The following is a 22760-nucleotide window of genomic DNA, read 5'->3' as shown; positions in this document are numbered from 1 at the left end:
CCCGCGGTGCGGACCAGTTCGGCGGCAAGCCTGTCGTCCGACAGGGAGGTCTCTGGTCCAACTGGATCCGGGCGTTCGCGTGCACCGGCCCATTCCGGGTCTCCGGGACGGGCCCGGCGTGAAGCTGCCATAAGTCAACCCTACTGGTGGGGGATAATGACGGTATGGCCAAAACCCCCGCCCAGCGAGCCGCTAAACATGGCACCCCCGCCACACCAGCTGCCCAGGGACCCGGTGCGGGCAGCCGAGCCGGCGGTGGCGCCAAGGGCGCAAGTGCCAACAGCCCAAGTGCCAACAGCGCAGGTGCCAACAGCGCAGGTGCCAAGACAGACCCTGCCCGCGCGCAGGGGAACCCGAACCTGATAGTCATTGCCGGGGTGGTTGCCAGCGCTTTCCTGTTTTGGTACCTCCATTTGCTGACGCTGAACCAAATGACCCAGCTCGCCGGTGGCCGTGCCATGCCGGATTCGCTGCCAGGTGGTTTTGATCCGGGTTATGTGGACCAACTGCGGGCGGCGATGAACCCGGCCGCATTGGGTCAGCTGCAATTTGTCCATAAGACGGCCGGAACGCTGTTTCCGCTGGTGTTCGCTCTGACTTCGGCAATTCTCATTGGCCTCAATGTGGCGAACAAGGCCCTGCGCAGGGCCCTGTGGATACCGCCACTGCTCTTCGTCATCGCCGAACTCTGGGCGAATTTTGCAATTGACGGGGTGCTGTCCGGACCTGCACCAGATCCGGCCCGGGTTGCCCTGGCCAGCATCCTGGTCACGGCTTCCTGGGTCCTACTGACGATTTCCGTGCTGGCCAGCGCCTGGGCACTTTACCGTGGCCAACGAGGCCGCCAAAAGCTTAGGACGGGGACGACCTCGACCGCGCAACAGCGTCCTTCCTGATATTTTGACGCGCCTGCCGCACACCCCGGGTCACTGTCACGCCCACCAAGGACAAGCCGAGGGTGATCGGGTAAGCCATCAGCCGCTCCAGCGTTCCGCGCTCCAACGCGGGGACCAGCGCGAACAGGATCGTTGACACCAGCGAAAGTGTCCCGCACAGCAACAAGAACCAGCTGATCAGGCGCAGCCGTCGCCAACTCCACCACAATGCGAGCAAGGATAAGCCCCCCGCAACGAAGAACACACTGGCGCCGGCAAAGTGCAGTGGCGTGTCAACGTCCTCCGGCACAAACCCGACCACCATGACCCCCAGCCCGGACAGCCCCACCAGCAGCCTGGTCAGAATGGCCCAACCCGGCCGTTTGACCGCCGTCGGCGGCTCCGGCCGGGCGGCAATCCGAAACAGCGCGGTGCTCAGCAGCACGGCGCCGACCATCATCGCCACGCCTTGGACAATAAAGGACACATTCATCAGGATGTGCAGGGGTGAGCACACCGCGCGACCGTCGTAGACACCGCAGGATCGGGCGCCCAAGTCGCTGATGACATCCAGCCGCCGGCTGTAGGGCAAGGGTCCGGCCCAGCCGGCAATGACAGCCGCCTCGGCCAGGAAGTACTGCAGGATACTGATTTTGGCCCAGGCACCGACAAGGCTCCTGGTGCCGGCCAGCTGGAGCCGGGCATTGCGGGCTGGGAGATTCTGCGCTGCGGAGGTGGCCACAGCAATACCCTAGCCCGGACCACCGACATGGCACCGGAACCGGTAAGGTAGCCGGTATTGTAGAAAAGGCACCGGCCTTGCCGGAGCACGCGTGAGTAGCTCAGCAGGATAGAGCGTCCCTCTCCTAAAGGGAAGGTCGCGGGTTCGAATCCCGCCTCGCGCACGTGATGACCTTCGCCGTCGCCGACCTGCGCTCATATCTGTTGGGTCGCTGGCGTCTGGAGCGGGTCCTGCGCAACCGCGGCGCCGCCGTGGAGGGCACCTTGATGGGGTTCGTTCTTTTTACGGCGGACGACGGCGGCCTGCGGCAAAGCGAACAGGGCACCATGATGTGGCCGACGCACAGTGGGCCCGCCAGCCGGGAATATCTGCTGCGCCAGACGACCGAACCATGCGCGCTGGACGTTCTATTCACGGATGGCAGGCCCTTCCACCGCATGGACCTGTCCACCGGCAGTTGGTCCAGCGATCATTGGTGCGCCCCGGATGACTACCGGGTCCGCTATGACGCCCGCTCACGGGACCGGCTCGACTTTGAATGGGATGTTCGCGGTCCAGCGAAAAACCTGCTGCTTCAAACGTCCCTCTTCCGGGAGCCGTGATCCTTCCCCGGCAACGCTGCCCTTCCCCAACAGCGCTGCCCTTCCCCGGATCCCGATGTTCGCGGGAACACTGACCGCCGAGGAAGAGCCTCGTCTGGCTAGGAGGCCAGCGGAGCGTCGGCGTCGACCACGGCGGCGACGGCCTGGGCAAACTGCGTGTCGTGCAGTTCGGCATACCGTCCCCGGGCGGCCAGCAGGTCCTCGTGCGTGCCCCGCTCAACAATGTTTCCGCCCTCGATGACCAAGATGGCGTCGGCACTGCGGATGGTGGAGAGACGGTGGGCTATCACGATCGCGGTACGGTCCTTGAGCGCCTCGCCCAATGCCGCCTGAACCGCCGCCTCGTTCGTCGAGTCCAGCGCCGCCGTCGCCTCATCCAGGATCACGACGGCGGGCTGGACCAGCAGCAGCCGGGCGATGGTCAGCCGCTGCCGCTCGCCACCGGAAAGCCGGTACCCGCGCTCACCAACCACCGTGTCCAGCCCATCCGGGAGCGACTCAATCATGTCCTGCAGCCGTGCCCGGTGTAGTGCGTCCCAGATTTGCTCATCGGTAGCGTCCGGTCGGGCCAGGCGCAGGTTGGACCGGATGGACTCGTGGAACAGGTGTCCGTCCTGGGTCACCATGCCAATGGTCTGGCGCAGCGAATCGAAGCTCACGTCCCGCACATCGACCCCGGCCAGCCGGACGGCGCCGGAATCGACGTCGTACAGGCGCGAGAGCAGCTGGGCGATGGTGGACTTTCCGGCTCCGGAGGAACCGACGAGGGCAATGGTTTGCCCCGGTTCCGCCCGGAAACTGATGCCGTGCAGCACCTCTTCCCCTCCCCGGGTGTCCAGCATCGCGACATCTTCCAGCGAGGCGAGCGAGACCTTGTCGGCCGACGGGTAGGCGAACCGGACGTCGTCGAACTGCACTCCAACCGGGCCCCGCGGAATCTCACGGGCGTCTGGCTTCTGCACAATCAGTGGTTTCAGATCGAGGATTTCAAAAACGCGGTCGAAACTGACCAGCGCGCTCATGATGTCCACCCGGGCGTTCGCAAGCGCGGTGAGCGGCGCGTAAAGGCGGGTCAGCAGCAGGGCCAGCACGACGACGTCGCCCACCGCCAGCGGCCCGCGGATGGCGAAGTAGCCGCCCAGCCCAGAGACCAGGGCAAGCGCCAGCGAGGACACCAGCATCAGCGCGCTGAAGAAAACGAACTGCATCACGGCGGTGCGGACGCCGATATCCCGGACCCGCCGGGCTCGGTGGCTGAATTCGCGGGCTTCGTCGGCCGGCCGGCCGAAGAGCTTGACCAGGGTGGCACCCGGAGCCGAGAAACGCTCCGTCATCTGCGTGCTCATGTCCGCATTCAGATTGGCCGCTTCACGCCGGAAGCCAGCCAATCGGGAGCCGAAGCGCCGGGCCGGGATCAGGAAGATCGGCAGCAGCACCAGGGCCAGCAGAGTCACCTGCCAGGACTTCCCGAGCATCACAATCAGGGTCAGGACCAGCGCAACGGAGTTGCTGACGATGCCGGAGAGCGTGCCGCTGAAGGCCTGCTGGGCGCCGATCACGTCATTGTTGAGCCGGCTGACCAGAGCGCCGGTTCGCGTTCGGGTGAAGAAAGCGATGGGCATTTTCTGCACATGGTTGAACACCGAGGTGCGCAGGTCCAAGATCACGCCTTCGCCCAGATTGGCGGAGATCCAGCGGATCACCAGCGAAAATCCTGCATCCAGGACCGCGACGAGGGCGATCAGCAGCGCCAGGTTGATGACCACCTGCACGTCCGAACGCGCAACGATTGCATCCACCACGCGTCCTGCCAGCACCGGCGTGGCCACGGCCAGGACGGCCGATATCACCGAGAGCACCACAAACAAGGCCAGCCGGCCGCGGTAGGGCTTGGCGAAGGCCAAGGTACGCCGTGGCGTGTCCTTCGAAATGCCATTGCCGCTCTTGTCCGAGCGCATTGTGCTCCAGAGCGAGCTCCAGGCGGCGCCTTCCATACTCATGGCGGTTTTCTCCTACTACTGCTGTGTAACTGCGGTATATCCGCTGTATAAGCGTAGGACCTCAGCGGTGTCGCCGCTAACCTACTCCGCTAACCGCTCCCCGCTCCCCGCTCCCCGCTCCCCGGGGTTAGCCGCACTTCCCGCTTCCCGCCTCCTGATCTTCCCGTGCGCAGGGTTGCCTTCGTCACAACGGCGTCATGCGGGGAAATAAGCGCGGGCCGCAAACGCGTTACAACTGCTACTGTCGCAACCTGCGCCCGCCGGGGACTCCCGGTTTGGTTTTGAAACTCCCGGAAGAAGGACTATCCCATGAACCGTCGCCGTTTTGCCGCCGTCGGCCTGGCCGCCGCGATCACGTTGGCGCTCGGCGCCTGCTCCTCCGGTGCCGGTTCCAGCCCTTCATCGTCCTCCTCGGGTGGGGCGGACACGTCGCTGAGCGATGTGCAGTCCAAGGGCGAACTGGTGGTTGCCACCGAGGGAACCTACAAGCCGTTCACCTACCACGAGGGCGGCTCCGGCAGCTTGACCGGATATGACGTGGAGATCGCCAAGGCCGTTGCCGCAAAGCTGGGCGTTAAGGCGACCTTCCGCGAGACTCAGTTTGACGGCATCTTCGCCGGCCTGGAAGCCAAGCGCTTCGACATGATCGCCAATCAGATCTCGATCAACCCCGAACGCAGCGCGAAGTATGATTTCTCCACTCCCTACACGATTTCGCCCGGAGTCATTGTGACCAAGGCTGATGACAACTCCATCACCAGCTTTGACAGCCTGAAAGGTAAGACCACGGCCCAGTCGCTGACCAGCAACTACTACAAACTGGCGCAGCAAAGCGGTGCCAACGTCCAAGCCGTCGAGGGCTGGGCCCAGGCCATCGCACTGCTGCGGCAGGGCCGCGTGGACGCCGTCGTCAATGACAAGCTCACCTACCTTGACTACACCAAGACCAACCCGAACGCCGGGCTGAAAATCGCGGCGGAAACCGCTGACAAGTCCAAAAATGCATTTGCCTTCCACAAGGGCGCCACCGCGCTGGTCAAGGCGGTGGACAAGGCGCTCGCGGACCTGCAATCGGACGGAACGCTGACGAAGATCTCGATGAAGTATTTCGGCGCGGACGTCTCCAAGTAAGCCGACGCGTCCCGTGGCGCGGCAGTGCCTGTCAGAGTCCACGGTCAGGCACCACCCGCACAATTTCCGGCACGGTTAGGCTGAAGCATGACTTTCGACTGGGATCTCATCTGGAGTTCTCTGGGACCGCTGATTGGCGGCGCCATCAAAGGCACCATTCCGCTGACGCTGGCGTCGTTTTCGCTCGGTCTCATCCTGGCCCTGATCGTGGCCTTGATGCGGCTGAGCCGGAACGCCGTGGTTTCCGGCGTGGCGCGCTTTTACGTCTCCGTGATCCGTGGCACGCCGCTGCTGGTGCAGTTGTTCGTCATCTTCTATGGCCTGCCCACTGTCGGGGTGAAGCTGGACCCGTGGCCGAGCGCGATCATCGCCTTCTCACTCAACGTGGGCGGTTACGCGGCCGAGGTGATCCGGGCCGCCATCCTGTCCGTGCCCAAGGGTCAGTGGGAGGCCGGACACACCATCGGGATGTCCCGCGGCCAGGCCCTGGTGCGGATCATCCTGCCGCAGGCTGCCCGGGTTTCCGTACCGCCGCTGTCCAACACGTTCATTTCGCTGGTCAAGGACACCTCGCTGGCCTCCCTGATCCTGGTTACGGAGCTGTTCCGCAATGCCCAGCAGGTAGCGGCCTTCAGCCAGGAATTCATGGCTTTGTACCTGGAAGCTGCTGCGGTGTACTGGGTGATCTGCCTGGTGCTCTCCAGCGCACAGTCGCTGCTTGAAAAGAGATTGGACCGCTATGTTGCCCACTAACGATACGCCGGTGCTGCAGGTCCGCGACCTGGCCAAGGCCTTCGGCTCCAATGTGGTGCTTCGCGGCATCGACCTTGATGTTTATCGGGGCAAGGTGGTTGCCCTGATCGGGCCCTCGGGGTCGGGCAAGACCACGGTACTGCGCTGCCTCAACGGTCTGGAGATGCCCGACGGCGGCACGGTCGCCGTCGGCGCGTCGGCTGAGGGGCCGGCGGGTGGATCGGCTGGCCGTTCAGCCGGTACCTCAAGCGGACTCCGGCTCGATTTCGGCGCCAAAGTCAGCGGCCGGGAGATCTCCGCGCTCCGTGACCGAAGCGCCATGGTTTTCCAGCACTACAATCTTTTCCCGCATATGACGGTGCTGCAGAACGTCACTGAGGGTCCAATTAAGGTACAGAAGCGCCCGCGGGCCGAGGTGGTCAAGGAAGCCGAGCGGCTGCTGGACCGGGTCGGCCTGCTGGAGAAGAAGGACGCTTACCCTTTCGAGCTCTCCGGCGGCCAGCAGCAGCGTGTGGGCATTGTCCGCGCGTTGGCGCTCAAGCCACAACTGCTGCTCTTCGACGAACCAACCTCGGCGCTGGATCCCGAACTGGTCGGCGACGTGTTAACGGTGATCAAGGAACTGGCAGAGGAGGGCTGGACGATGGTGATCGTCACGCATGAGCTTGCCTTTGCCCGGCAGATGGCCGATGAAGTGATCTTCATGGACGGTGGCGTGGTGGTGGAACGCGGCCCCGCCTCGGAGGTGCTGCGGGATCCGCAGCAGGAGCGGACCCAGCAGTTTGTCCGGCGGCTGCTGCACGAGTTCTAGCCCTGCTGCACGAGTTCTAACCCTGTCGCACGAGTCCTAACGCTGTCGCGCCAGTTCTAACCCTGTCCGGCCCGTTTTCCTCCCGGTCGCCGTGTGACCCAGTTCCTGGTTAACAAGCGGCAGCACCTCGGTTCCGAGCAGTTCAATGGATTCCAGCACCAGCTTCTGCGGCACCGAGGAGAAATCCAGCTGGAAGATCTGCCGGTCATGCTGCATATGTGAGTGCATCCGGACTATCTTTTTGGCCACCTCTTCCGGGGTACCGACAAATAATGCGCCGGCGGGAGCGCTCTGGGCGCGGTAGGTCACTTCGCTGGGCATGGGGAAGCCGCGTTCGGAAGCAATCCGGGTCATCGATTCCATCCAATAGGGCCGATAGGTATCCAGCGCACCCTGGCGCAGGATCAATCCCGGCGTGCTGGCGCCCACCCGCAGCGTTCCAGCATCGTGCCCGGCTTCCGCCGCAGTCTGCCGATACAGCTCCGTGTGACGTTCAAAATTGGTGACGGCTCCGCCCAGGATCGCATACATCACGGATTTGCCCAGCAGCGCGGCCCTGACCGTTGACTGCGGCGTCCCGCCGGTGGCGATCCAGATGTCCAGCTCCTGCCGGAAGGGGCGCGGCAGGATCAGGGCGTTCTCCAGCGCGGGCCGGAAATTGCCCCGCCAAGTAATTCGTTCCTGCGCATTGAGCCGCAGCAGCAGGTCGATTTTCTCCTCGTAGAGCGCGTCGTAGTCCTCCAGCTTGGCGCCAAAGAGCGGGTAGGACTCGATGAATGAACCCCGTCCGGCAGTCAGTTCCGCACGTCCTTGGGAGATCAGGTCCAAGGTGGCGAACTGCTGGAACACCCGGACCGGGTCCTCGGTGCTCAGAACTGTCACGGCGCTGCCCAGATGAATATTGTGGGTCTGCGCCGCCATGGCTGCCAGCACGGTGGACGGCGAGGTGACGGAATAGTCCGGCCGGGGTGCTCGCCAAATGCCCACGTAGTGCAGTCCGACGTCGTCGGCCAGCCGTGCCCGCTCGAGCAGATCCGCCGTGTTTTGGGCCGCCGAGACGCGCTCCCCGGTGACCGGATTGGGGTGGATGTCGCCAAAGCTGAAAATTCCGAGTTCCATGCTCCACCCAACCGATAGATACAAATGCATATTCCCAACTGAGTAACAGCAGATGCACTCATTCGGGGTTTTGCGTGCGTTATCTGTTACTTACTTGGGAGAGGGGAGGAAGGAATGCCGGCTGGGCGTTCCAGCACCCGGTCCGGATGGGTGTACACGTTCAGGCTGCTGCCGCGGCTGAAGCCCACCAGCGTCAACCCTGACTCGGCGGCCAGTTCCACCGCCAACGACGACGGCGCACTCACCGCTGCGAGAATCTCAATGCCTGCGAGGGCTGCTTTTTGGACCAATTCGAAGGACGCCCGGCCGGAAACCTGCAGCACGGTCCCGGCCAACGGCAGCCGGCCCTCGCGCAAGGCCCAGCCAACCACTTTATCTACAGCATTGTGCCTGCCCACGTCCTCGCGCAGGCAGAGCAGCTCCCCCGCGGCACTGAACAGCCCGGCCGCGTGCACCCCGCCGGTGCGTTCGAAGAGTTTTTGCTGTTCGCGCAGCCGGTCCGGGAGCGATGCCAGCAGTTCGGCGGGTATTCGGCTGGATTCTGGGTCCGCGGAGTCGGCCAGCAGATAATGCGAGGATTTCCGCACCGCATCGATCGACGCGGTGCCGCAGATGCCGCAGGAGCTGCTGGTGTAGACATGCCGCTCCAGTCCGGTGTCGGGCAGGGCGACGTCGGGCCGGAGCTGGGCTTCAACCACGTTGAAGGTCTGCCGGCCATTTTCGTCCTCACCGGCGCAGAACCGCAGTGAAACCAGCTGCTCCGGCTGCCAGATCACACCCTCGGATACCAGGAAGCCCGCCACCAGGTCGAAATCATCCCCGGGCGTGCGCATCGTGACGCTGAAGGCCTTTTGCCCGAGCCGGATCTCCAGCGGTTCCTCGGCAGCCAGCGCATCCTCGCGCAGCACCACCGACACCCTGCCCGCGTCGTTCCCGGGGCCGGCTGCGCTGAACCGGTACTTCGTCATTTTCACATGCTGTGTGAGCCGTCCCACTGATCCTCCTTAGTTGCTGCAACGCCGAGCGTCGGACTCACCACGGCAGCGGAATGGTCGTCAGGACATCCCCCATCCGCGCTCCATGCGGGGGCACAAGCATGACACCGTCCGCGGCCGCCAGGCCCCGCATCATGAACGAATCGGTAAACTTCGCCGGCGACGCCAGTCCATACACCAGCCGGTACGGCAGCAGGCGGGTCCGGCCGGGGCTTTCCGGAATCGGGGAGCCGCACGCCACTTCGGCGGTGACGGGTTTTGAGGCGCTGCCCAGCCGGGCCAGCAGCGGCGCGCCGAGTGTCAACAGCCCCATCATCGCCGCCAGTGGATTCCCCGGCAGACCCAGCAGGAACCGGCCGTCCGGAAATTCGGCCAGCAGCGTGGGGTGGCCGGGGCGCATCGCGATGCCATCGATGATCATGGTCCCACCCAATTCGGCGATCGCCGGGCGCAGGAAATCGACGCTGGAACCCCCTGTGGCGCCTGTGGTAATCAGGACATCGGCCGGATTGTCCGGGCGGTCCCGGAGCGCCTCCACCAGATCCGACTGCGAGTCGGGCACATGCTGCTGGCCGACGACGGCGCCACCCAGGTTACGCACCACGGTCGCCAGCTGCGGGGAAAAGGTATCCCGGACCTTGCCGGGACCTGGAAGACCTGCCGCAATCACCTCGTCTCCGGTGAAAATCAGCCGGACATTGGGCTGGCCGAGCACTTGGATGCTGTCCATCCCCGCCAGCGCAGCGACGGCAACATGCGCCGGGTTCAGGCGCACGCCAGTGCGGACCAGGAGGTCGCCGGCGGCTGCCTCTTCGGCGGCGCGGCGGATGTGCTGGCCGTTCTTTGGTTCGCCCGGACGGGCCCGCTCCCCCAGCAGCAGCACCGGCAGACCGTCGTCGTCCCTGCCGATCCGGCCGGATTCGCTGCGCAAAACTGCCTTGGCCCCCCGTGGAATCAGGCCCCCCGTGACGATCGGGCAGGCTTGGCCCGCCGACAGCCGCTCTCCGCGCCCGGCTAAAATCCAGGGCGGACTTCCCGCCACCGCCCATCCATCCATGGCGGATGAGGCATAGTGCGGCATGTCCTGCAGCGCGACTATGTCCTGCGCCAAGATCCGTCCGATGGCGCGCTCCAACGGCACCGGATGGGCAGGCAGCGCAGCCGCTGCCTCATAGGCACGTTCCCGGGCCTCGTCCCAGCTGTGCGGCAAGTGGACCAACGGGAACGCCAGTTGTGGCCGCACCGCCGGCTCCGTTCCGTCCTCGGTTTTGCCATCCGATCCGCCCGGCTCCGACGGTGACAGCGACCGTGTCCAGGGCTGGGGCAGCACTGGTTTGGGCTCGGTCGGCTCCTGTTGCGCGCCGGCTGCCTGCCGCGGCGCCGGCCAGTCCGGCCGCGGCTCGTGGCCCTGCGGGGCCGGGTTCGCCGGATCTTGGCGCGGGGCGAGCCAGTCCGGCAGCGGCTCGTGGCCCTGCGGGGCCGGGTTTGCCGGATCCTGGCGCGGGGCCAGCTGTTGCCCGGAACGGTCCACTAGCCCTGACCGCCGGCTTCGATTCCGGCTTTAGCTTCGGCTTCGGCGCCAGCTTCCTTATCTGAGGCACCCTCCGCCTTGGACAGCCGGCCGGCGAGTTCGAGTGCGGACGCCATTGCGGTCGCGTCGGCGGCCTGTCCGGAGCCGGCCGCGAGCCCTGCCGCGTAGCCGGCAATAAATGTGGTCAGCGGAGCCGCAGGGCGCACCACCGCGTGGGCCGCCAGGCCAGCAACTTTCAATACCGCATGAGAGTCGATGTCCACATCCGGGATTTCATAGGCCTCCAGCAACGCGTGGACCCAATCCTCGAGCACTTCTTCCTGGCTTTTCATGACTGCCTCTCTGCTTGACCGGACCCGGTGACGCCCAGCGCCTGCGCATCAGCCCAGGTGTCGACGTCAGCCGTACAGCCCGGCGGCACATTCAACCGGGTGATGTCCAGACTAGCAATCAGACGGAACACCGAGCCGTTATCGAGCACGCCCTGCCCGCGCGCCTTCTCCACCGCCCGCAGCAGCCGGCTCCTTCGATACAACGCCACCAGCGGCTGTTCGCGGCCATTATCCACCGCGAGGCATCCATCGCCGTCCCGCCGGGTTTCCGCAGCCCAGCCAAGCAGCGCCGTCACGGCAGTACGAACCAAAGGCATATCGCAGGCCAGTACCAGTATCAGGCCGCCACCGGCACTGCTGTCCGGGGCGCCCTCGGCTCTTTGCCCGGACGGGACCGCAGCCCCAGCGGGTATGGCATCCAAGCCGGCGGCAAGACCAGAGGCAGGGCCCGAAAAAGGGGGATCCTCGCCGACAATGACCACTTGCGGCACACCTCGCAGCATCCCGCTGAGCTCGAGGGGCGGACCGACGACGACGACGCTGCCGCCACCGACTGCCGCGCGGGCAGCGGCGACCGTGCTGCCCAGCAGCGTGTCGCCGTCGGCGATTAAAGCGGCCTTCGGAACCCCGCCCAGTCGGGATGAACGTCCGCCTGCCAGAATAACCGCGGCCTCGACGTGCCCGCCGGGGGCTGGCTGCATCACAATTCCCTTCCGGTCGAACGGAGCCCCAGCTTACGCCGCCGAGGCGGGCACCAGGAAAACGTCCCACTCGGGGGTGGGACTGTCCAACTCCTTGATCTGCCAGTGACCGCTGCGCGGTGGATGCAGCGGCACGCGGAGCTTCCATCCCATTTCCGCGGGGGTCCGGTCCCCTTTGATGTTGTTGCAGCGCAGGCAGCAGGCAACCATGTTTTCCCAGCTGTCACCGCCACCTCGCGACTTGGGCTGGACATGATCCACCGTGGCCGCGGTCTTGCCGCAATACCCGCACCGGTGATCGTCCCGGCGGAGCACCCCCCTGCGGCTGGCCGGCAGCGGTTCGTTGTAGGGCAACCGAATGTACCGGTTGAGCAGGATCACGGAGGGCCGCGCGAGGATCTCGGTCGGGCCAACCACCGGATCGTCGCCCTCAGCGATGACGCTGGCCTTCCCCGTGAGCACAAGCACCAGCGCCCGGCGGAAGGTGACCACCGCCAGCGGCTCGTATCCGGCATTCAGAACGAGAGTGCGCATGCGCAGACCTCTTCCGGCACAGGACCCGGTGCAGATGCCAGAGAGCCGGCTGCCCTCCGCGTGACCGGGCCGTGAATTCTCAGCACTAGCCTAAACATTCAGGGCCGTTTCAGCCAATCGACCACGCCCAGCATTTTTCTGAAGGCGTTTCGATGCTGCGTCGTCTGCCGCCGAACGCACAAGAACCCGCACCTAATGGTGCGGGTCCTTGTGCGCAGTGTACCCCGGTACGTGGCGTTTCGCGCCCCAGAGTGTTCGGTGCTGCCGATTGTTGTTGCAGCCCGCAGTTGTCACTGCCGGCAGTTAGTACTGACTCGCTAGTGCCCGATGGCGATGAAGACCGGGCCGGAGCCAAGGTAGGCCGTGAAGAGCTGGGTGTTTCCACCGTTAAAGCCGCCGTGGATGGCCATGCCGTTGCCAACGTAAACGGCGATGTGCGGCAGGCCGGCGCCGGCGTTGTCATAGTAGATCAGGTCGCCTGGCTGAGCCTGGGCGGCGGAAACCGTGCGGCCCAAGGACATGTAGCCGGCTGGCCAGCCGTGGTAGTGGATACCTGCGGCAGCCAGGGAATTGCTCACCAAGGCGGTGCAGTCCTGGTGCACACCAATCTGGGCGTATGCGGCCGCCGCAATCGTGGCGCCGACACCGCTGCGCACCGGCGGGGCGGGAGCGGGGGCAGGCTTCGGAGCGGGGGCAGGCTTCGGAGCGGGGGCAGGTGCCGGAGCGGGGGCAGGTGCCGGGGCAGGCGCCGGAGCAGGCGCCGGAGCAGGGGCAGGCGCCGGAGCAGGGGCAGGCGCCGGAGCAGGGGCAGGCGCCGGAGCAGGGGCAGGGGCAGGGGCAGGGGCAGGGACCGGCACCGGAGCTGCGACGTGCGCAGGCACCGGTGCTCCGACAGGCGCGGGCGTCGGCGCCTGCTCGACGACCGGGCCCGGAGTCTGGGTAACCGGCGCGACAGCAATCTTGCTGGCCTGTGCCCGCACCACCGGCTTGGGAGCTGCCACGGGTGCAGGAGTCGAGGTGACTTCCGACTTGGAGAAGGCCATCTTCACACTGGCAGCCGCGGTGACTCTGTGCGACGTTGCAGCTTTGATGTTCAGTGTCGTGGACGCATCCGAAACACGTGTCGTCACCGGCTCCGAGGCGTTGGCGGCGATTCCGGTGCTAAGAACCAGTCCGGAGGCGGCCGCAATAACCGCTGCCTGCCGACCGACGCCGCCGGCGTTGGAGCTTACGGCCTTGGCGATGACGGCAATCGAGTTGGTCTTCGGGGCATCGGCACGGTGCCGGGCAATCGTTGCACGAGTAGTCATGGTCTTGCTCACTTTCAATGTCCTGAGACTGATGGATTGCTCAGCATGTATGCGGGGATCGGCAGATTTTTTTGGGCGGGCCACCGGACCGCCTGGGATGAAAACTTCGTGGCCTAGCGCATGGTGTAGAAAACCGAAGTGCCGGTAGCCGTGGCAGGCAACAACAACGTGCCCACGCTCGGGTTCAAGGCGCTGATGACCATGCCGTTACCGACGTAGATGCCGACGTGAACGCCGCCGTTCTGGACCACCAGGTCACCCGGCTGTGGGTTACCGGTCTGAACCATGACACTCCACTGATTCGTCCGCGGAATGCTGATGCCGGCCTGGGCATAGGCCCACTGGACGAAGCCTGAGCAGTCCCAACCAGCAGGACTGGTACCGCCCCATACGTAGGGGTGGCCAATGCCGGCGTAGGCCGCAGCCGCCACACCGGCGTGGCCACTGCTGCTGATGGGGGCCGGAGCTGCCGGTGCCGGAGTCACTTTCGCTGCAGGTGCCGGGGCTGCCTTCGCTGCAGGTGCCGGAGCTGCGGGTGCAGGATCGGCGGCAGGCACGGCTACTGCAGCGGCGGGATCAACAGCAACTGCGGGCGCCGGCTCGGCTACCGGAACGGTGCGTGTGGCCGCTGGCGCAACGTGCCTGGTCCGAACGGGAGCCGGCGCGGGGGTGGAACTGACCGCGGGACGGGCGAAGCTCAAGGATGCGGTGGCCGGGACCGAGATGGGATGCGAAGCAACCGAGATCGGGGTGACCGAATCCGCCGTGATGCGGTTCGCCGGAGCCGCCTGGGCAGGCAGACCAATACTCAGAACCAAACCGGATGCCGCTGCGATCGCGGCAGCCTGGCGGCCCACCGTTCCGGCATTGGAAGTAACCGCCTTGGAGACAGCGGATAGCGGACTAACGCTAGCCGTGACCGCACGGTGGCGGGCACAAGTGTTGCTTGAAGACACGACGGAAGCCTCTCCCAATGCCTGCGAGGTAAGCTGTCGGATTCGGATGGGAGTCACCCGGCCGCAAAATATCCACCGGAGTTATTTCCGGTGGATCTGGTGCGACTTCACCCCTAGGGCTTCGTTCTGAAGCCCGATATTGGTTCCCCCGCCCCTGCCAGACGATTGTTGCGAACGGACCGTGAGCGGTGGCAGAGCTAGGCAATCCACTCAAGGGCGCCTACTTCTGTCAAAGTCGGCGCGTATGAAACGGTACATGAGAATCGGCCCAATGTCACATTCCGGTTACGGAAAGCCGCCACCAGGACACTCCTTCAGGTGACAAGGGTCACAGCAGCGCTAACCTGCACCATTTTCAGGCTGGGACTAATAACGCTTCAATACCACCAGCCCCGCCGCACTGTAGCCGTCTGACAGCGGCTTTAATCAGGCTGTAATGCCCGCTGTGCTTGTCCTCCAAAGGCCTTCCGGAACTGGACTGCCGCGGAAGCTAGCTGAGCGAGACGAAAACGTGTGCTGCAACCTCAGGGGGAAGCTCCAAGGCGCCTTCGATGTCCGGCACCCGAACGGAAATGTATTCTCCCACCTGTGTCAGTGAGATTCGGGCTCCGGGCCGCAGACCGCCTTCATCCAGCTGCGTCAACAGCTCCGGTTCCACCTGTATCCGCTCGGAGAGCCGGCGGATGACCACTTGCACGGACGAGGTGTAGAGGGGCATGGCCTGCAGCAGATTGACCACGCCGTCCGTAAACTCCTCCGCTGGTGCACCGCCAAGGGCGGCAAGGCCGGGAATCGGATTTCCGTAAGGCGATTCAACCGGATGGCCCAGCAGCTCATACAGCCGTTTTTCAACCCGCTCGCTCATGACGTGTTCCCAGCGGCACGCCTCGTCATGAACGTAGGCCCAGTCCAGGCCGATGACATCGGAAAGCAGGCGCTCGGCCAACCGGTGCTTGCGCATCACTCCGGTGGCCTTTGCGCGGCCCAGGTCGGTCAACTCCAGATGCCGGTCCCCGGAGAGCAGCACCAGTCCGTCCCGCTCCATCCGTCCGATAGTTTGTGACACCGTAGGTCCCGAATGATGCAGGCGCTCCGCGATGCGCGCCCGCAGGGCCACAATGTTTTCCTCTTCCAGCTCCAGAATGGTCCGCAGATACATTTCGGTGGTGTCGATCAGATCCGTCACACCCACATTCCTTTCCGCGGTCAACTTCAGCCAGCACCCGAGCGTTGACATTCGCGCACTGGGGTGTGCACACGCCATCGGCCTACGTGCTCTAGGTTAGCCTGCCTTCCGAAGAGCGAATAACGCGTCCTCCGCTAATGGCTCGGAGCGCCGCCGCCCCTGCGGCAAGCGTTTCGTTACGCCATCTCTGCGCCTGGGTTCGTTCCGAATGCCCGGTCTGCGGCAGAATAAAGCCAAGCCAATGACGCCTCCGCCGCCCGCACTAAACCTGGAGCCATCCATGAGCGAATCCGCTGCCCTGACCATTCCGGAAAATCTGCTGCCCAAGGACGGACGCTTCGGCGCGGGCCCTTCCAAGGTGCGGCCCGAGCAGCTTCAGGCCCTGGGCCAGGCCAACGGGAACCTGCTGGGCACCTCACACCGACAGGCACCCGTCAGGACCCTTGTCGGAGATATTCGCTCCGGGCTCGCCGAGTTCTTCCGGGCACCCGCCGGTTATGAAGTGATCCTTGGCGTAGGCGGCTCCACTGCTTTCTGGGATGTCGCCACGTTCGGTCTCGTGGAGCACAAGGCCCAGCATTTGAGCTTCGGTGAGTTTGGATCTAAATTTGCGGCCGCCACCAACAATGCACCCTTTTTGGAGCCCTCCTCCATTCTCGAATCCAGCCCCGGTACCCGTCCCACCGCTCGTGCGGAAGCCGGCGTCGACCTCTACGCCTGGCCACAGAATGAAACCTCCACCGGCGTGGCCGCGCCGGTGCAGCGGGTCCCCGGTGCCGATGCCGGCTCGCTGGTCACCATCGACGCGACGTCAGCTGCCGGTGGTCTGCATGTGGACCTTGAGCAGGCGGACGTCTACTACTTTGCGCCGCAGAAGAACTTCGCCTCCGACGGCGGCCTGTGGCTTGGTCTCTTTTCCCCGCCGGCCCTGGAGCGCGCGGCCAGGATCCAGGCAAGCGGGCGCTGGATTCCGGACTTCCTGAATCTGCAGACGGCCATCGACAACTCGCGGCTGAACCAGACTTACAACACACCGTCGCTGTCGACGCTTGTCACGCTTGAGGCTCAGATTGCATGGCTTAACGCCAGTGGCGGGCTGGACTTTGCAGCGGCCCGGACGGCCGACTCCGCAGCCCGCCTGTACTCCTGGGCAGAGCATTCGGCCGTTGCCGTCCCGTTCGTATCGGATCCGGCCGACCGGTCCAACGTGATCGTCACCATCGACTTTGATCCCTCGGTCGATGCAGCTGCGCTGGCCAAGACGCTGCGGGCCAATGGGATAGTCGACGTCGAACCGTACCGGAAGCTGGGCCGCAATCAGTTGCGGATTGCCACCTTTGTCTCCATTGAGCCGGACGACGTCAGCGCGCTGACGCAATGCATTGACTACGTCCTCGAGCACGGCTGACGGTTTTCGTAAAAACCGGTGGAGCCCGCGTCGGCGGGCTTCGCCGGTCCCGCAGGCCTAATCCTGCCCGGCGTCCCGGTCCCGGTTGTGGTCCTCGTCCCGGTCGTCGTCGTCGATCTCCTGTTGGCCGTCGGTCAGCAGGCCCTCGACCGTGGTGTCTGATGAGGCGCCCCGCACCGAGCTAAGGCCGGCCAGTTCGGCCGCAGCCTCGGCGTCCTCCGGCCGGACCCGGGCGGCCCACGGTACCCACTCGGGCGCCAGCACCGACCTTTCGGTGGGCAGCAGGCCTACCTCATTCACCGACGCCGTTTTGGAGCGGGAGACGCGCGCGAGCACGGCGAACCACTGCCAGCCCTCGTAGCCCGGCATCGTGCATTCGAAGAGGTGGGTGGCAACGCGCTCCCCCTCACTGCGTACTGCCAGGTGCGCGCCGATCTGGTCTTCCGAAGCGATGCTGCGGATGCCTTCACGCGCAACGCCGACGGCGGCAGCCAGCACCGTGTCCGGCTTGCCGGTGCGCCACACAGGCACTCCGACGGATTTCCCCGCAGGTTTGGCGGGCGGACGATCGCCTTCGGTGTCGGTCATCATGCGTCGAAGTTTTCGGCAACCTTGCGCAGGACGGCCGCGATCCTGGCGGCATCCCCATCGGGATATTTGCCGTTGTTCAAAGTTCCGACGGACCTTTCGAGCAGACTCACGAGGTCCTGGACAATCGGGGCCAGATCCTTGGCCGGCATCCGCTTGGCCTTCGCCACGGACGGCGCCGCATCGAGGATCCGCGCTGCCATCGCCTGGGCGCCCTTGCGGCCATCGGCGACTCCGAACTCCATCCGGGTGCCGACCTTTACCTCCGTCACGCCTTCGGGGAGGGCATTGGCGTGCAGGAAGACTTCCTTGCCGTCATCGGTGGTCAGAAAGCCGAAGCCTTTGTCATTGTCGTACCACTTCACTTTGCCGGTTGGCACTGGAGCTACCTCGTTCGTCTGGCTTGGTCGCGACGCGGCGCGCTTCCCCGGACGGGGCACGCCAACATCGGGGCGTGTTGGTCTACTGCCTCTAGATTAGCGTGTCGGCCTCGCGGCCGCGGCTTTGCCCGGTTGCCGTCCGCTGTTAGCGTTATTGCATGACTGGCCTACCGCATGACTGAGCGCAGCGCCTCGTTGAGCGAGCCGGCAGCGGCTGATCCACATCGGCCAGGACTGCCCCTCATTACGGCCGTACTGGCGCTGATCTGCGTCGGATCGCTGGCCGCCGTACTGCTGATCAAGCTCACGGGTGGTCAGCCGTGGGTTGGGCTGGACTGGATCGCGATGCTCGGCCTCCCGCTGGCATTCGTCCTGATGTGCATCGGCGTGCTGCAGGCAATAGCCCGCCGCCGCCGGGCCTAACCCGGCTACCACCGGCACCGCCGGGTCTACCCCGGCTATCGCCGAGCACCGCCGGAAGTGACCCGGGATAACTAGAAATCGCCCAACCCGCCAGGTATCGCCGGGGCAGCCACTCCGACGCGCTGCGCCAATTAGGAGCACCGCGGTAGCGTTAGAGGGATGTCCTCCATCCGGGCTTTAGCGGCAGAACTGGCGGCGCGCAGCGACAAGTCCCTGCGCTCGCTCTTCGACGCCCGCCCGGACTTAATCACTCCACCGGTGCCCGATTTTGCGGCGCTTGCGGCCAGGGCTTGTGCCCGGGTCAGTGTCTCCAGGGCCTTGGACAAGTTGACCCAGCCGCAGACTCAGGTGCTGGAAGTGCTGCACTTGAGCACGAACGAAGATCTCGGCCACGGCGCCACTGCGGGCAGTCTCAAACCCCAGATCTTCGGCAGCACCATTGGGGTGTTGGAGAGCCTTCTTAAGGACCTGCATGCCATGGCCTTGGTATACCGCGTTCCCGGGAGCACCGGGGGCAAGACGTACCTTCCCGTCAGCAGCCTCAAGGAAGTCATTGGTCTGCATCCGGCCGGATTGGGCCGCAGTTACCTGGACCTCGTTCGCACCCAGCCCGCCATCGGTGCGCGGCTGCTGCAATGTGTGCGGGCGCTGCACCGCTCCGGCGCTGGCATCCGCGATGCCGACAACGAGGTTGACGCGGCGCAGGCCATGCACAGCTGGGTGGCTGCGCCGGGAGCCTTGCAGGAGCTCCTGCGGACCGCCCCGGAAAATACCGAGGTGCTGCTGGCCAGGTTCAGTGGTGGAGCGATGGGCGCGGTTCCGAACGCGCAGCGCAGTTGCCCGCTGGAGCATGGCGGGACGAATCCCGTTGACTGGCTCCTTGCCCGCGGACTGCTGATCCCCCTCGACGACGCACATGTGGAGCTGCCCTCGGATGTTGCTTTGGTGCTGCGCGGCGGCGTTCTTATCCCCAACTTTTCCCCGCAGCCCCCGACAGCTCTGCTCAGCTCGACCAGTGCAGCCCTGCGCTCCAACGCGGCGCTCGGCTCCGTGGCGGAAGTCCTTCGGCTGGAAACGGAGCTGCTGTCCCAGGTCCGGGCGCAGCCGCTGGTGACCCTGCGCACCGGCGGGGTGGGTGTCCGGGAGGTCAGGCGGCTGGCCGAAGCCCTGCGCATCGACCAGGACAGAACCACCTTGCTGCTGGAGTTGGCCGCCGCGGCCTCGCTGCTGCAGTTGGACGTTGACACCAGCCGCTGGTTGCCGGCCGACGACGACTGGTTGCGGTTACCCCGCGAGGAACAGTGGTTGCGGATCGCCACCTCTTGGCTGCATGCGGAGCGCGTCCTGTCGCTGGCCGGCCAGCCATTGCCCCGCGGGGCGGGAGTCATCAATGCCCTCGCCGCGGAAGCCCACCGGCCGGACGCCCCGCTGCTGCGCGGGCAGACCTTGGCCATTCTGGCGGAGCTCAGCGAGGAAGCCGGCTGCGTCACAGATGCCGGCCAGAGAGCAACAGCGTCCCAGACCGCTGGCCGGGTCGACGCTCCGCACCTGCGCCCCGACAACTCCACTGTGCCAGTGCTCGACGCCGGGGCGGTGCTGCAGCGTTTTTCCTGGCGCCGGCCCCGGCTGGCCCGGCGATTGCGGCGCGTTCTGCCTGGTTTCCTGGCCGAGGCCGAGCTGCTGGGGCTGACGGGTTCGGGCGCCCTGACGCCGGAGGGCCTTGCGCTGGCCCACGGCCAGCCCGAGGACGCACTGGTGCTGCTGAGAACCTCACTGCCCCGCCCGCTGGCTCACGTGCTGCTGCAGGCAGACCTGACAGCCATCGCCCCCGGCTATCTCACCCCCGAACTGAGCGCCGAGCTGGCGCTGCTGGCCCAAGCCGAAGGACAGGGGCCGGCCACCATCTACCGCTTCAGCGCCGCTTCGCTCCGGCGGGCGCTGGACGCCGGTCGGAATGGTGCACAGATCCTGGAGTTCCTTGCCAACCACTCAGCCACCGGGATCCCGCAGCCGCTTAGCTACCTGGTGGAGGACACCGCCGCGCGTCACGGCCGGTTGCGGGTTGGAAGCGCGGCCAGTTATCTGCAGAGCGACGACGACGCCATGCTCGCTGAGCTGCTGCAGGCTCCCATGCTGGCGCACCTGGGCTTGTCTCTGCTGGCACCGACTGTGCTGGTCGCCAAGGCTGAAAGCCGTGAAGTGGCGGTGGCGCTGCGGGAGATGGGCCTGGCACCGGCCATGGCGGATGCGGCGGAAGCAATCGTGCGCATCAGTGCCCCGGCGCCGTCGTCGGCCCTTCCGCTGGTTCCGCGGCAGGCCTTGGCCGAGGCGGACGTGGAGGCTCAGCTGGCCGCCTTGCGCAGCAAACCATCGCAGGCTCCGGCAAGCACGGAAGCGGCTCCACAATTGGGCATGGAAGTTCTGCGCAAGGCCATCCGACTCAAGAAACTGGTCAGTATCTCCATTGTGGACGGCAGCGGGAATCAGGAGCACCAGGTCCTTGTTCCCCTCTCCGTCAGCGGCGGACGGGTTCGGGTGTACGACCCACACCGGGAAATGGAGCGCGTGGTGTCGATCCACCGCGTGATGGACGTGGAAATGGTGGATGCCGGTGCCGACTGAGCGTCAGCATGCCAGCCGCGGCACCATGGGTTGGACCAGCCGCCGCGGGACGCAGGCGAACCGATTTAACCGGGCGAAAGGGCGAAGTGCATGACTGATGGACCGCTGATCGTGCAGAGCGATAAGACCATCCTGCTGGAAGTGGATCACCCGCTGGCCACCGAGGCGCGGCATGCCATCGCGGCCTTCGCGGAACTGGAGCGGGCACCCGAACACATGCACAGTTACCGGCTCACGCCGTTGGGATTGTGGAATGCCCGTGCCGCCGGGCTCGATGCCGAACAGGTGCTGGACACACTGCTGAAATATTCGCGGTTCCCGGTCCCCCACGCGCTGCTGATCGACGTCGAAGAAACGATGTCCCGCTATGGCCGGCTGCGGCTGGAAAAGGATCCACAGCACGGGCTGGTGCTGCGCACCGATGATTTCCTAGTGCTCGAGGAGGTGGTCCACGCCCGCAAAGTCGAGCCGCTGCTGGGCCCGCGGATCGACCCGCTGACCGTCGTCGTGCATTCCTCCCAGCGGGGAGCGCTCAAGCAGCAGCTGCTGAAAATCGGCTGGCCGGCCGAGGACCTGGCAGGCTATGTCGACGGCCGTCCACATCCGATTGCCCTCAACGAGGACGGCTGGAAACTGCGGCCCTACCAGCAGCTGGCGGTGGAAAACTTTTGGGCCGGTGGCTCCGGCGTCGTCGTGCTTCCCTGCGGGGCGGGCAAAACACTGGTGGGTGCCGGCGCGATGGCCACCAGCGGGACCACGACTTTGATCCTGGTCACGAACACCGTCTCCGCGCGGCAATGGAAGGATGAGCTGCTCAAGCGCACGTCACTGACCGAGGCGGAGATCGGCGAGTACTCCGGCGCGGTGAAGGAAGTCCGCCCCGTCACCATTGCCACCTACCAGATCCTGACCATGAAGCGTGGTGGCCTCTATCCGCACTTGGAGCTGCTCGACGCCAACGACTGGGGGCTGATCGTTTATGACGAGGTGCATCTGCTGCCGGCACCTATTTTCCGGATGACGGCGGATCTGCAGGCCCGGCGGAGACTGGGTCTGACCGCAACTTTGGTCCGCGAAGACGGCCGGGAGGGCGAGGTCTTTTCGCTGATCGGCCCCAAACGCTACGACGCGCCTTGGAAGGACATCGAGGCGCAGGGGTACATTGCGCCGGCGGACTGCGTCGAGGTGCGGGTGGACCTGCCACGCGACGAACGGATGGCCTACGCCATGGCCGAGGATGCGGACAAGTACCGGCTCTGTGCCACCAGCGAAACCAAGACCGCCGTCGTCGAAGCGCTGGTGCGGGCGCATCAGGGCGAGCAACTGCTGGTGATCGGTCAGTACATCGACCAGCTGGACGAAATCGCGCAGCGGCTGGATGTGCCCGTGATCAAGGGGCAGACTTCCATCAAGGAGCGGCAGCGGCTTTTCAATGAGTTCCGCGCCGGAACGCTGCACACACTGGTGATGTCCAAGGTAGCCAATTTCTCCATCGATCTGCCCGAGGCTGCGGTGGCCATCCAGGTGTCCGGCTCGTTCGGCTCCCGCCAGGAAGAGGCGCAACGCCTCGGCAGGCTGCTGCGGCCGAAGGCGGACGGCCGGTCCGCCCGGTTTTACACACTAGTGGCCCGGGAGACACTGGACCAGGACTTCGCCGCCAAGCGCCAACGCTTTCTGGCCGAGCAGGGCTACGCCTACCGAATCCTCGACGCCAAGGACATTGAGGGCGTTCCGGGCCCTCCCGCCTGAGGCTCTGTCCGG

Annotated in this window: 22 protein-coding genes, 1 tRNA gene and 1 riboswitch; of the genes, 10 read left to right on the top strand and 13 right to left on the bottom strand. The window is 65.4% G+C overall.

Annotated elements, in window-relative coordinates:
* The first annotated feature begins 164 nt into the window (after window positions 1–164).
* Window positions 165–896, top strand: a complete 732-nt coding sequence (locus IV498_RS05385) for a hypothetical protein (protein ID WP_269045534.1) — start codon at window positions 165–167, stop codon at window positions 894–896.
* Here the strand turns inward: IV498_RS05385 and IV498_RS05380 are convergent.
* On the bottom strand, window positions 853–1617 hold the full coding sequence (locus IV498_RS05380) for a DUF998 domain-containing protein (protein ID WP_269045533.1): 765 nt from the start codon (window positions 1615–1617) through the stop codon (window positions 853–855). The genes IV498_RS05385 and IV498_RS05380 overlap by 44 nt on opposite strands.
* Window positions 1618–1706: 89 nt before the next feature.
* Between IV498_RS05380 and IV498_RS05375 the strand changes: the two genes are divergently transcribed.
* A tRNA-Arg gene (locus IV498_RS05375) sits at window positions 1707–1780 on the top strand.
* A gap of 4 nt (window positions 1781–1784) precedes the next feature.
* Window positions 1785–2219 (top strand): DUF6314 family protein, encoded by a 435-nt coding sequence (locus tag IV498_RS05370; protein ID WP_269045532.1) that lies wholly within the window; start codon window positions 1785–1787, stop codon window positions 2217–2219.
* Between the two features lie 98 nt (window positions 2220–2317).
* Here IV498_RS05370 and IV498_RS05365 read toward each other — a convergent pair whose 3' ends face one another.
* On the bottom strand, window positions 2318–4219 hold the full coding sequence (locus tag IV498_RS05365; RefSeq protein ID WP_269045531.1) for an ABC transporter ATP-binding protein: 1902 nt from the start codon (window positions 4217–4219) through the stop codon (window positions 2318–2320).
* 309 nt (window positions 4220–4528) lie between these two features.
* Here IV498_RS05365 and IV498_RS05360 point away from each other — a divergent pair, with 309 nt between their 5' ends.
* The 3 genes from IV498_RS05360 to IV498_RS05350 all read left to right on the top strand — a co-directional run bounded on the left by IV498_RS05360 (window position 4529) and on the right by IV498_RS05350 (window position 6914).
* Window positions 4529–5350, top strand: a complete 822-nt coding sequence (locus IV498_RS05360) for an amino acid ABC transporter substrate-binding protein (protein WP_269045530.1) — start codon at window positions 4529–4531, stop codon at window positions 5348–5350.
* A gap of 87 nt (window positions 5351–5437) precedes the next feature.
* Window positions 5438–6103 carry an amino acid ABC transporter permease gene (locus tag IV498_RS05355; RefSeq protein ID WP_269045529.1) on the top strand — a complete coding sequence of 222 codons (666 nt, stop codon included), beginning with the start codon at window positions 5438–5440 and terminating at the stop codon, window positions 6101–6103.
* Window positions 6090–6914: an amino acid ABC transporter ATP-binding protein gene (locus tag IV498_RS05350; protein ID WP_330059162.1), complete on the top strand. Its 825-nt coding sequence runs from the start codon at window positions 6090–6092 to the stop codon at window positions 6912–6914. The genes IV498_RS05355 and IV498_RS05350 overlap by 14 nt, the downstream gene beginning before the upstream one ends.
* A 36-nt stretch (window positions 6915–6950) precedes the next feature.
* On the opposite strand, the gene IV498_RS05345 is transcribed toward IV498_RS05350, so the two are convergent.
* The 9 genes from IV498_RS05345 to IV498_RS05305 all read right to left on the bottom strand — a co-directional run bounded on the left by IV498_RS05345 (window position 6951) and on the right by IV498_RS05305 (window position 15578).
* Window positions 6951–8033, bottom strand: coding sequence for an LLM class flavin-dependent oxidoreductase (locus IV498_RS05345; protein ID WP_269045528.1), 1083 nt, complete (start codon window positions 8031–8033; stop codon window positions 6951–6953).
* Window positions 8034–8119: 86 nt separating this feature from the next.
* Entirely contained in the window at window positions 8120–9028 is a 909-nt protein-coding gene (gene fdhD / locus IV498_RS05340) for a formate dehydrogenase accessory sulfurtransferase FdhD (RefSeq protein WP_269045527.1), read from the bottom strand.
* A 37-nt stretch (window positions 9029–9065) separates the two neighbouring features.
* Entirely contained in the window at window positions 9066–10271 is a 1206-nt protein-coding gene (locus IV498_RS05335) for a molybdopterin molybdotransferase MoeA (RefSeq protein WP_269045548.1), read from the bottom strand.
* 287 nt (window positions 10272–10558) lie between these two features.
* Window positions 10559–10891: a DUF6457 domain-containing protein gene (locus tag IV498_RS05330; protein WP_269045526.1), complete on the bottom strand. Its 333-nt coding sequence runs from the start codon at window positions 10889–10891 to the stop codon at window positions 10559–10561.
* The gene (gene mobA, locus IV498_RS05325) at window positions 10888–11592 is read right to left on the bottom strand and encodes a molybdenum cofactor guanylyltransferase (RefSeq protein ID WP_269045525.1); all 705 of its coding nucleotides are present in this window, start codon (window positions 11590–11592) and stop codon (window positions 10888–10890) included. Before mobA ends, IV498_RS05330 begins: the two co-directional genes overlap by 4 nt.
* Before the next feature lie 33 nt (window positions 11593–11625).
* The gene (locus tag IV498_RS05320; protein ID WP_269045524.1) at window positions 11626–12126 is read right to left on the bottom strand and encodes an HNH endonuclease; all 501 of its coding nucleotides are present in this window, start codon (window positions 12124–12126) and stop codon (window positions 11626–11628) included.
* Between the two features lie 317 nt (window positions 12127–12443).
* Window positions 12444–13448, bottom strand: a complete 1005-nt coding sequence (locus IV498_RS05315; RefSeq protein WP_269045523.1) for an NlpC/P60 family protein — start codon at window positions 13446–13448, stop codon at window positions 12444–12446.
* Window positions 13449–13549: 101 nt separating this feature from the next.
* Window positions 13550–14293, bottom strand: coding sequence for a C40 family peptidase (locus IV498_RS05310; protein WP_269045522.1), 744 nt, complete (start codon window positions 14291–14293; stop codon window positions 13550–13552).
* A 103-nt stretch (window positions 14294–14396) separates the two neighbouring features.
* Window positions 14397–14582, bottom strand: a riboswitch (cyclic di-AMP (ydaO/yuaA leader).
* 300 nt (window positions 14583–14882) lie between these two features.
* A complete protein-coding gene (locus IV498_RS05305) occupies window positions 14883–15578 on the bottom strand; it encodes a metal-dependent transcriptional regulator (protein ID WP_269045521.1) in 696 nt (231 codons plus the stop codon).
* Between the two features lie 280 nt (window positions 15579–15858).
* Here IV498_RS05305 and serC point away from each other — a divergent pair, with 280 nt between their 5' ends.
* On the top strand, window positions 15859–16986 hold the full coding sequence (serC, locus tag IV498_RS05300; protein WP_269045520.1) for a phosphoserine transaminase: 1128 nt from the start codon (window positions 15859–15861) through the stop codon (window positions 16984–16986).
* A gap of 57 nt (window positions 16987–17043) precedes the next feature.
* On the opposite strand, the gene IV498_RS05295 is transcribed toward serC, so the two are convergent.
* Window positions 17044–17577, bottom strand: a complete 534-nt coding sequence (locus tag IV498_RS05295; RefSeq protein ID WP_442951293.1) for a DUF3027 domain-containing protein — start codon at window positions 17575–17577, stop codon at window positions 17044–17046.
* Window positions 17574–17954: a cold-shock protein gene (locus tag IV498_RS05290; RefSeq protein WP_269045519.1), complete on the bottom strand. Its 381-nt coding sequence runs from the start codon at window positions 17952–17954 to the stop codon at window positions 17574–17576. The genes IV498_RS05295 and IV498_RS05290 overlap by 4 nt, the downstream gene beginning before the upstream one ends.
* 174 nt (window positions 17955–18128) lie before the next feature.
* Here IV498_RS05290 and IV498_RS05285 point away from each other — a divergent pair, with 174 nt between their 5' ends.
* The 3 genes from IV498_RS05285 to IV498_RS05275 all read left to right on the top strand — a co-directional run bounded on the left by IV498_RS05285 (window position 18129) and on the right by IV498_RS05275 (window position 22748).
* Window positions 18129–18377: a hypothetical protein gene (locus tag IV498_RS05285; RefSeq protein WP_269045518.1), complete on the top strand. Its 249-nt coding sequence runs from the start codon at window positions 18129–18131 to the stop codon at window positions 18375–18377.
* A gap of 159 nt (window positions 18378–18536) precedes the next feature.
* Window positions 18537–20999, top strand: a complete 2463-nt coding sequence (locus IV498_RS05280) for a helicase-associated domain-containing protein (protein ID WP_269045517.1) — start codon at window positions 18537–18539, stop codon at window positions 20997–20999.
* A 90-nt stretch (window positions 21000–21089) separates the two neighbouring features.
* Window positions 21090–22748, top strand: a complete 1659-nt coding sequence (locus tag IV498_RS05275; RefSeq protein ID WP_269045516.1) for a DNA repair helicase XPB — start codon at window positions 21090–21092, stop codon at window positions 22746–22748.
* Window positions 22749–22760 lie beyond the last annotated feature (12 nt).

This window comes from Paenarthrobacter sp. Z7-10 (genome assembly GCF_026932795.1).
Classification (GTDB): domain Bacteria; phylum Actinomycetota; class Actinomycetes; order Actinomycetales; family Micrococcaceae; genus Arthrobacter_M.
This window is presented reverse-complemented; position numbering and strand designations above follow the sequence as displayed.

Excerpts from the sequence above, each read along its gene's own strand:
- mobA (WP_269045525.1), bottom strand. The coding sequence starts at position 11,592 with ATGCAGCCAGCCCCCGGCGGGCACGTCGAGGCCGCGGTTATTCTGGCA.
- IV498_RS05285 (WP_269045518.1), top strand. The coding sequence starts at position 18,129 with ATGACTGAGCGCAGCGCCTCGTTGAGCGAGCCGGCAGCGGCTGATCCA.
- IV498_RS05370 (WP_269045532.1), top strand. The coding sequence starts at position 1,785 with ATGACCTTCGCCGTCGCCGACCTGCGCTCATATCTGTTGGGTCGCTGG.
- serC (WP_269045520.1), top strand. The coding sequence starts at position 15,859 with ATGAGCGAATCCGCTGCCCTGACCATTCCGGAAAATCTGCTGCCCAAG.
- IV498_RS05365 (WP_269045531.1), bottom strand. The coding sequence starts at position 4,219 with ATGAGTATGGAAGGCGCCGCCTGGAGCTCGCTCTGGAGCACAATGCGC.
- IV498_RS05280 (WP_269045517.1), top strand. The coding sequence starts at position 18,537 with ATGTCCTCCATCCGGGCTTTAGCGGCAGAACTGGCGGCGCGCAGCGAC.
- IV498_RS05345 (WP_269045528.1), bottom strand. The coding sequence starts at position 8,033 with ATGGAACTCGGAATTTTCAGCTTTGGCGACATCCACCCCAATCCGGTC.
- IV498_RS05330 (WP_269045526.1), bottom strand. The coding sequence starts at position 10,891 with ATGAAAAGCCAGGAAGAAGTGCTCGAGGATTGGGTCCACGCGTTGCTG.
- IV498_RS05275 (WP_269045516.1), top strand. The coding sequence starts at position 21,090 with ATGACTGATGGACCGCTGATCGTGCAGAGCGATAAGACCATCCTGCTG.
- IV498_RS05385 (WP_269045534.1), top strand. The coding sequence starts at position 165 with ATGGCCAAAACCCCCGCCCAGCGAGCCGCTAAACATGGCACCCCCGCC.
- IV498_RS05350 (WP_330059162.1), top strand. The coding sequence starts at position 6,090 with ATGTTGCCCACTAACGATACGCCGGTGCTGCAGGTCCGCGACCTGGCC.
- IV498_RS05355 (WP_269045529.1), top strand. The coding sequence starts at position 5,438 with ATGACTTTCGACTGGGATCTCATCTGGAGTTCTCTGGGACCGCTGATT.
- IV498_RS05360 (WP_269045530.1), top strand. The coding sequence starts at position 4,529 with ATGAACCGTCGCCGTTTTGCCGCCGTCGGCCTGGCCGCCGCGATCACG.
- IV498_RS05295 (WP_442951293.1), bottom strand. The coding sequence starts at position 17,577 with ATGATGACCGACACCGAAGGCGATCGTCCGCCCGCCAAACCTGCGGGG.
- IV498_RS05320 (WP_269045524.1), bottom strand. The coding sequence starts at position 12,126 with ATGCGCACTCTCGTTCTGAATGCCGGATACGAGCCGCTGGCGGTGGTC.